Raw genomic sequence first — 774 nt, forward strand, 5'->3', positions numbered from 1 at the left:
ATGGGGTTCAGATCGGGCGAGTACGGCGGCAGGTGGAGGAACCAGCAGCCGTGATCGCGCAAGGCCTGTGCGGCCTCCTTGTTGCGATGTGTGGCCAGGTTATCGAGGATGACAACGGTGCCTGGTGCGATCTCTGGCACGAGCACTTCCCGGATGTAGGTGGCAAAGGCGGAGCCGTCCATTGCGCCTTTGATGACCCACGGGGCGATCAGGGCATCTTGTGTCAAACCCGTGATCAGCGTCTGCGCGCCCCAACTGCCAAAGGGCGCATCCATTGTCAGGCGCTCGCCGCGTTTTGCCCTTCCACGCAGGCGCGCGAGGTTGGTCTTCACCGCGGTTTCATCAATGAAGACAACGCGATCCGGCAAGGCCGCAATGGCTGGCAAGCGGTATCTGAACCAGTCGGCCCGTTGCTGCCTTACCTTGGCGCGGCGGCGCTCGGTGGCGACCAGCGACTTTTTTTGTACGTGAAGCCGAGCCGGGACAGCAGGTTGGCGATGGAGGAGTGGTGCACCCGCACGCCCTCTGCCTCGGCCAGCGCATCGCGTAACTCAAAGAGCGTGATGTCGGGGTCCTGCGCGACCAGCTCCTCAAGGAAGGCCTGATGCGGAGCGAGCTTTCCCTTGCCGCGCGGCGGTCCCTGGGGGGCTGGTTCCGCATGGCCCATCGTCCTCACCTGGCGCGCCCAACGTGCGCCCGTCGCGGGCGAAAGCTGCAAACGCAACGCTGCCGCGCGCCCGCTTAACCCTTCTTCAATGTATCTCTGAAATCGCG

At 64.1% G+C, this 774-nt stretch carries 2 protein-coding genes; both read right to left on the minus strand.

The features are described 5' to 3' along the window. Positions 1-332 (minus strand): transposase (locus QMG28_RS20850; protein ID WP_281844148.1); only part of this gene is annotated, 332 nt, incomplete at its 3' end. Between the two features lie 86 nt (positions 333-418). Further along, positions 419-774: helix-turn-helix domain-containing protein (locus QMG28_RS20855; RefSeq protein WP_281844149.1), on the minus strand; the 356-nt coding region annotated here is incomplete at its 5' end.

Origin of the sequence: Sinisalibacter aestuarii, assembly GCF_027923545.1 — a bacterium.
In the GTDB taxonomy this organism is placed as follows: Bacteria; Pseudomonadota; Alphaproteobacteria; order Rhodobacterales; family Rhodobacteraceae; genus Sinisalibacter; species Sinisalibacter aestuarii.